The sequence below is a fragment of the Paenibacillus sp. FSL R7-269 genome (assembly GCF_000517865.1).
Classification (GTDB): domain Bacteria; phylum Bacillota; class Bacilli; order Paenibacillales; family Paenibacillaceae; genus Paenibacillus_AQ.
This window is the reverse complement of the sequence record NZ_ASPS01000054.1, coordinates 1-6,748: the sequence shown is the minus strand read 5'-3', so window position 1 is coordinate 6,748 and position 6,748 is coordinate 1. Positions and strand designations below refer to the sequence as shown.

Genomic DNA, 6,748 nt, shown 5'->3' with positions numbered 1-6,748 from the left:
CGAAACTTTTTAAGCTTTGCCTTTCTCGCTTCCGCGATGATTCTGTTGAAGTAGCTTCAATATGATTAGTTTTCAGACACGCCCTAATCAAAATAGCTCCTACAGAGCGAACAAGCAGACACTATACTTTAGTGGTTACACCTACAAAAAAGAGGAGAATCCACGTTCATGCGGCTTCTCCTCTTTTTTAGATATAATCTTTTTCAGCCATTCTTAAGTCGTTCTTTAAGTTACTTCACTAGTCGGTTAGCCATAATAATGGCCTGTTCAATTGTTGTATTCTGTTTTGGAGCAAATGTATTTTCACTCAGACCCTTCACAATATTCGCTGCTGACATTGCACTCACAGCTTCCTTGGCCCAACTAGAGATTTTAGCCTGGTCGGAGAAATTCTTTGCACTGCCCTTTTCTATTGTCTTTCCTGCCTTATCTACAGCACGTTTTAACATTGTCGCCACTTCTTCACGTGTGATAGTAGCTTGGGGCGAGAAAGTGATTTCTGAAGTTCCCTTAACAATACCTAGTTCATATGCTTTTAGTATTTCAGGATTTTTTGTATCCTTAAACGTATTCTTACTCGATAAAGGTGCTGACTTTTGAGTTGATTTCTCATATAGTTTAACAGCAATTTCACAAAATTTTTCACGTGTTATTGCCTTATTATAACTTAAATCTTTTACGGGAAGTGTAAGTCCAGATGTTCTAGCTGAACGCAAATCAACGAGTGCCCAGTCAGAGGCATCCTTGAATATTTTTCCTTCATGTAACTTAGCTGCTGGCTTTGGCGCTAATCCATTTCCATTCATAATTTTCCTTGGCAAGAGTGTATCATTTTCACCCTTCTCCAATATGTAGACCTCACCGTTTGTTCTTATTACAAACCCTTCGAACACATAGGAAACATCGTCCATAAGCTTACGGCTGTCATTATAATCAAAGAACCAAAGGCTATCGTCATTTTTAATATAATAACCTCCTGCTTCCGACCAACGCCCTCCATCCTTGTAATAATAATCTTCAAAAATATATTTTACATCTCGATCAATTATACCTCGTTCATAATCATCGGCGTGGACATATAGAGTTCCATTATTCTTTAAATAGAGATCAGTTGTGAAATCCTTGATATCATTGCTTACTTTATTATCATTACGATACAGTGTCCCATCTTCCAATAATTTAATGTTACTATTGTTGGAATGGTTAACAATATTAGGGGCAGCTAAAGTATTAAATTCATTTTGACCTGGGAAACCAATATAGGTGTTACCTAATTTATCAATAAAGAATCCTTTATAACCTGGAGATTGATTTATTTGATCAAATCCATTGCCTCCGTTGTAGTTAGGATTAATCTTATACACCAAATTTTCGGCAGAGTAGTAAGATGGATTAATGTAATCAATATTCTCAGCAATCTTAACCGCTGTGTTAGAACTTGCTTGATAGGCAAATGGGAAGAGCATGCTTATGGATATTGTCTGTTGAATATGCCTACCACCTACTTCCTTATTTTCAACAGACACTTTAGGTATTACATTCTTATTTTCAATGAATAACTTTTTGTTTATATCTGGAATATCAGTGGGACTTCCCATTATGTATAATTCCCCATCATTAGTAAGAATGGTCGACAATTGTACAGTAGTAACCGATTCAATATCAGAAACTACACTGTAAGAATCTTTGTTGTAATTAAGTCTGGCACTTTGTAACTCCATGATTTCACGTGATTTTAAATAAGGAACATCAATTTTGGATATTGACTTTACATTACTCATAATTTTCGAAAAACTACTCTCATTCATGTTTTCGTCTGAAGATAAAAACAGATCCCCATTATCATATAGAATAAAATGATTAAGTTTATAAGATTGCAAATCTCTGACATAATATTTTTGTCCCGCATAAGTAGATGAATAATCGTAACCACCATACTCCCACACCCTGTCCGAATACTCTGGTTGGAGCTCACTTTTTAAAAATGAACTCCAATAATGAGTCTGCATGTCTCTTATGGGAACTTTAGAAGCTTCAGCAGATGCATAAAACGGGGATATTAAACAAGTGAGCAAAGACATTAGAGCTAAAATACTTATTAGTTTTTTCTTCATAGTATACCTCTTCTCTCGATGATTGATTAGATTCAAGTATAAGTCATAAACCAAATTAAGGATATCGTTAAGACATTGATTGTCGTTCTAAAAACCGTATTATGTCGGTTACGCTAACGGGAAATATAAGGTCAAGTAGCAGCAGCGATCAAGACTTAGACAGTTATGTTTTGATCGCTTTTTCTTTTATTAATTTATGGGCCATTTGTACGTTCGGACGCAAATAATAACTTTCGTTACTTTGAATTGCTGATGAGCTGTAGCTACTTAACTTTTGTTTTTTCTCACACAGATGATTCCCCATCCATATGTCTACAGGGGCACCAATTAGCATTACACTTTGTAGCTCAGCATCTGTTGTGACGATTCGTTTAGCCATATTATCCCATCCATCTCTAGTGGGCTCTATTTCGCGTATAAGCCCTCCAATATTTCAAGCTCATAGTCCCTTATGTATGAATTAAAGGCGCCTGTGGCGCAATTAAGCAGGCATCCTTTTATGTCAAACGGTTTCATAGCTATGACCTTTCTTGATGTTCAAAATCAGCGCCTGAATCGCCTCTCCACATCAGTAACCCAGAATTCGCATCCTTTTTACACTTAATTACAATCCGCAATCAACTCTAATCTTTCATGATCAACTTCAATTTACTGAAACAGAAACTAATGTATTATAAAAAAGCAGATCACTCATAAGAGCAGTCTGCTTTTAGATTGGTAGTTCTATTTAGCTTTGGCAGCGGAATAAGAATTTAGAAAATTGGTGATTCCATTTGGAACAAATGTCTCTTTCTTATCATCGAAAAGGTCTTGAGAAGTAACGGTGATAATCTTAATTGGCACTTTTGTGAGATTTGAAAAATATTGTTTATAGGCCTTATCATAGGCTGATTTTTTCTCTTCTTTTTGATTTACATAGAATAAATCTGGATCATCCGTCTTTTCTTGATCTAATAGAGAGGCCTGGAAAATCTCTTTATCGTTAAATTTAGTTCCTTGAAGGCTAACCTCGAAAACTTGAGTAATATTTTCGACCGAGCTCTGTCTAGTTACAAATGCGATATAGCGATAAGCTCCATCTTTTTTGCTTTTATAAAGTTGTAGATTATTTGGCGCTAGAAATCCGCTCATTCCCACATTAAATATGCCCTCTGAAGCAGTACTCAATTTCTTTTGGTAATTAAATGGAACAACATGTCCGTTTTGAACAGTTACAGCAGATGTAATTCTCGAAACTAATCCTACTGAGACCCCTTGTATAAGTTCGGGAGTACCATCTAAGTTTAAATCCACTAAGGTGAAATAATAGGAGTCACCATAATAATACTTCTCTTTTTTATTATCTGTGAGAACCTTTTTAATATACTCAGAGTAAAGTGTTTTCCATGATCTAACAGATTCCACTTTTGCTGAAGCGGTTATGGGAATACTCCCCAATAATATCAGCAATGCTGCAAAGATCCATGTAATTCGTTTCATGATTTAGTAACTCCTTATCCTATTATTACGTACTCAATATTTAATAGTAATATTAAAAGTTGATATTTTCCAGTAATAATATGGGACTCATCACCATAATAACGCCTCAGTGTCAAATCGATCCCACTGCAAGAGCCATTATAGGTCCACATCTAACATAGTCAAAATACCCTCCAAAAGCACACGTTCAACTTTCTTATCCTTCTTTCCAATTATACAAGATCCACAGTATAAGCTAGATTAGTTGAACCAAAGGAGTTAGCATTCAAAAACAACATCAATATCACTATTCATCTACGTAAACCGAGACGTTTTTTTCAATATTATCCTTTAATTGCAAAAGGAAAAATTAGAGTTTTGGCTCAAAGGAAAGCAAAGTACTATAAAAACCACTTGGGAGCTGGTGCTAGCCATGTGTTACTCCAACATGGAACCAATTTGGATTAAGCAGTGGTAATTAATAATTTAACATAAAACCTTTTTTGGTCGAGCTGGCCATTATTTGCGGATATCTTAAGTATTTCCTTTATCATCGTAATAGGTGCACCAGACAGGCGTTGCATACTTCTTCCCTTCAGCATTCCGTTCGCTCCTTACTGCACAGTATGCGTCTATTCTATCTGTAAGCCGTATTCCTTGTGGTAAGCCTCACCTTTTTCACGATACCATTCTATGAATTTATAAATGATTTCTTTGTCTGTTCTAGCGCCTATTCCATTGATTTTATTTTTGTTGTCAATCAATACATTGACACGATTCCCAAAAATATTGCTATACGAAAGGTAATGCAAACCATCTTTGTACCTAAAAACATGAATTGTTAATATATCATTCTCATACGATTCTTCTTCAGTAGTAAATTTGTGTTCATACGGACACCAACAAACCAAGTCAGTCATTACATAACTCTCGGGGTCAACTACATGCTTGCGTAGATAATATAATCCAGTCTTCGGCATCACTTCAACACCTTCCCAAATAATTCAAATTTCAAAGTGTCACCTTTCTATTGCGCACTATACGTCAAATACGACATAAATCCTCCACTAATCCTGTTCAACAAAACTGCCCGTTAGCTTAACAAGAATAAGTGGACAGCAGAAGCTTTCACTCGTAACGTTCACAGAAAACAGACACGACCTTAATGAGGAATCCTCATATTCCTTGCCGTGGTAGTTCTAGTCTAACCCCATCGAAAGTGATACACTTATATTATCAATTCACTATTTAAAACTGCAATTGCTGATGCTTAATGCGTGCGCACGGGAGGAGGTAAAACAGTGGAGATATTGAGTAAGATAGTTGAGTTTAGAAGATGATCTTACTCTTAAAATAGTCAAAGGGTTAAGACCTTCTGTAGTTTTCACAACGCTCTTTTAGAAGAAATGGTTCTGCAACTATCTATATCGAAATCCGTTTTAAAAGCTTTAGACATTGACCGTTAATAATACTAATTTTATAGCATTCTTTATCCTTCATAAGCTAGGACATTGCTTCCAATTTAAAGCTGGTTGTTCTAAAGATAACATCTATTAATTAGCACAGTCTATTTTCAGTTAAGATACCTACGTAAGATAATTTAACGTGGCTAAGCCATTAACTAATTGGAGGTTACTATGAGCGCAGAAATAGCTAAAAAACAATTACTAGAGGGTATGTATAAAATCGTTCCTAGTCTTAGATATCACTTTTTAGGTGATGATAGATTGTTAATTGAGTTAGATCGTATATATGCTAAGATCGAGAAACTTCAACCTGATCTACTATTCGATGTTACACATAGGATTCTAAAATATTTCAATACATATCAAGAAGCTCCTACTAACGATTTCATTATATTATCTGCGGCTTATGCTAATTGGTTTGAACAACATGATAGAGATTACTTTAATCCTAGAGGTAAAGATTATAATGCTAGGATGCAAGAAGTAGAAGACCTTATGCTCAAGGGACGTAATAGTTACGGCATGTATTGAGTAATGGTATAGTTATTGCAATGCTGTGGAACTGAATGATTATTTTGACAAAAGCTAGTTTAATATGCTAATTGGGCAGTACTAGCTCTCTCAACAAGATGAAGATCTAAAAAAAGAGTTTAATCAAAATCCAAAAGAATTCATCTCCAGTGCAACATATATAACATCAATTAATAAATCAGAATAAGATAATGTAAAATTCAAACGAGCCAATAGTATACCATTGACTCGTTTGGTTATGTCATACGATAACTTTTATTTACACATTATTACTTATGTCTCTTTCTAAGACACGAATTAAACGTCTGATTAGCTTATTGAATAACATCCTTACGGTCGATCTGTACGTTCGAACGCAAATAGTAGCCGTTGTTACTTTGAATTGCTGATGAGCTGAAGCTGGTTATCATACGGTTTTTCTCACACAGATGATTTCCCGTCCATATGTCTGCAGGAGCACCTATTAGCATTACACTTTTTAGTTCGGCGTCGGTTGTGATGATTCGTTTGGTCATACTGTCTTCCCCATCTCTAATGGGCTCCATTTCGCGTCTACGCCCTCCGATGTTTCAACCTCATATTCCCCCTTATGTATGAATAAAAAGGTGCCTACAGAGCAAATAAGTAGGTTTCTTTTTATGTCGCACGGCCTTCTTACGCTTGACCATTCACGATGTTCGTACTCAGCGGCATAATCCTTTGTTTTTATATTGCCAACTTTAAATGCTCTTTTCCAACTTTAATTATGCTTTGCCAACTCTTTTTTATCATTGCAAACTTTATTCAATCGCCCGCCACATCAGCAAGCACGAACATGTGGTTTTTTACAAATAATCACATTTCATGATCGACTTTAATCTCTCATGATCAACTTTAATTTACTGGAGCACTATGCAATAGTGTCTGTAGTCCTATAAACCATTTCGAAGCAGTCGTCATTAGAATGGATAAATTCTACATTTCATCTTCAAATCCTGCAAAATCATACTCTATCATCAAACGAGTTTGAAATAGTTTTTCCTGAGAAAGTATTTGCAGTTTTTACGCACAAAATGTTCATCACCAATTTTCAATGTTACCTTGTTGTAGGAACTAGGGCGTGTCTTAAAACTAGATATTGCTTCCAACGCATAACCGTAGCATAATTTTACAAGGACGCAATTACGAGGAGCTTGTAAA

At 35.6% G+C, this 6,748-nt stretch carries 5 protein-coding genes; 1 reads left to right on the top strand and 4 read right to left on the bottom strand.

All coding sequences use genetic code 11. The features are described from left to right. Positions 1-230 precede the first annotated feature (230 nt). From C162_RS34610 to C162_RS24585, 4 genes are all read right to left on the bottom strand, one after another. A complete protein-coding gene (locus C162_RS34610; RefSeq protein ID WP_051493899.1) occupies positions 231-2,114 on the bottom strand; it encodes an S-layer homology domain-containing protein in 1,884 nt (627 codons plus the stop codon). Positions 2,115-2,277: 163 nt separating this feature from the next. After that, positions 2,278-2,493: a hypothetical protein gene (locus C162_RS24595; RefSeq protein WP_036698875.1), complete on the bottom strand. Its 216-nt coding sequence runs from the start codon at positions 2,491-2,493 to the stop codon at positions 2,278-2,280. 344 nt (positions 2,494-2,837) lie between these two features. Beyond that, positions 2,838-3,593 carry a hypothetical protein gene (locus C162_RS24590; protein WP_036698873.1) on the bottom strand — a complete coding sequence of 252 codons (756 nt, stop codon included), beginning with the start codon at positions 3,591-3,593 and terminating at the stop codon, positions 2,838-2,840. A 611-nt stretch (positions 3,594-4,204) separates the two neighbouring features. After that, positions 4,205-4,552 carry a hypothetical protein gene (locus tag C162_RS24585; protein WP_036698871.1) on the bottom strand — a complete coding sequence of 116 codons (348 nt, stop codon included), beginning with the start codon at positions 4,550-4,552 and terminating at the stop codon, positions 4,205-4,207. A 657-nt stretch (positions 4,553-5,209) separates the two neighbouring features. Between C162_RS24585 and C162_RS24580 the strand changes: the two genes are divergently transcribed. Next, complete coding sequence (locus C162_RS24580) at positions 5,210-5,569, top strand: hypothetical protein (protein ID WP_036698869.1); 360 nt, start codon at positions 5,210-5,212, stop codon at positions 5,567-5,569. Positions 5,570-6,748 lie beyond the last annotated feature (1,179 nt).

What these genes read in the sequence shown, in the direction of transcription:
- C162_RS34610 (WP_051493899.1), bottom strand. Translation starts at nt 2,114, where the DNA reads ATGAAGAAAAAACTAATAAGTATTTTAGCTCTAATGTCTTTGCTCACT.
- C162_RS24595 (WP_036698875.1), bottom strand. Translation starts at nt 2,493, where the DNA reads ATGGCTAAACGAATCGTCACAACAGATGCTGAGCTACAAAGTGTAATG.
- C162_RS24590 (WP_036698873.1), bottom strand. Translation starts at nt 3,593, where the DNA reads ATGAAACGAATTACATGGATCTTTGCAGCATTGCTGATATTATTGGGG.
- C162_RS24585 (WP_036698871.1), bottom strand. Translation starts at nt 4,552, where the DNA reads ATGCCGAAGACTGGATTATATTATCTACGCAAGCATGTAGTTGACCCC.
- C162_RS24580 (WP_036698869.1), top strand. Translation starts at nt 5,210, where the DNA reads ATGAGCGCAGAAATAGCTAAAAAACAATTACTAGAGGGTATGTATAAA.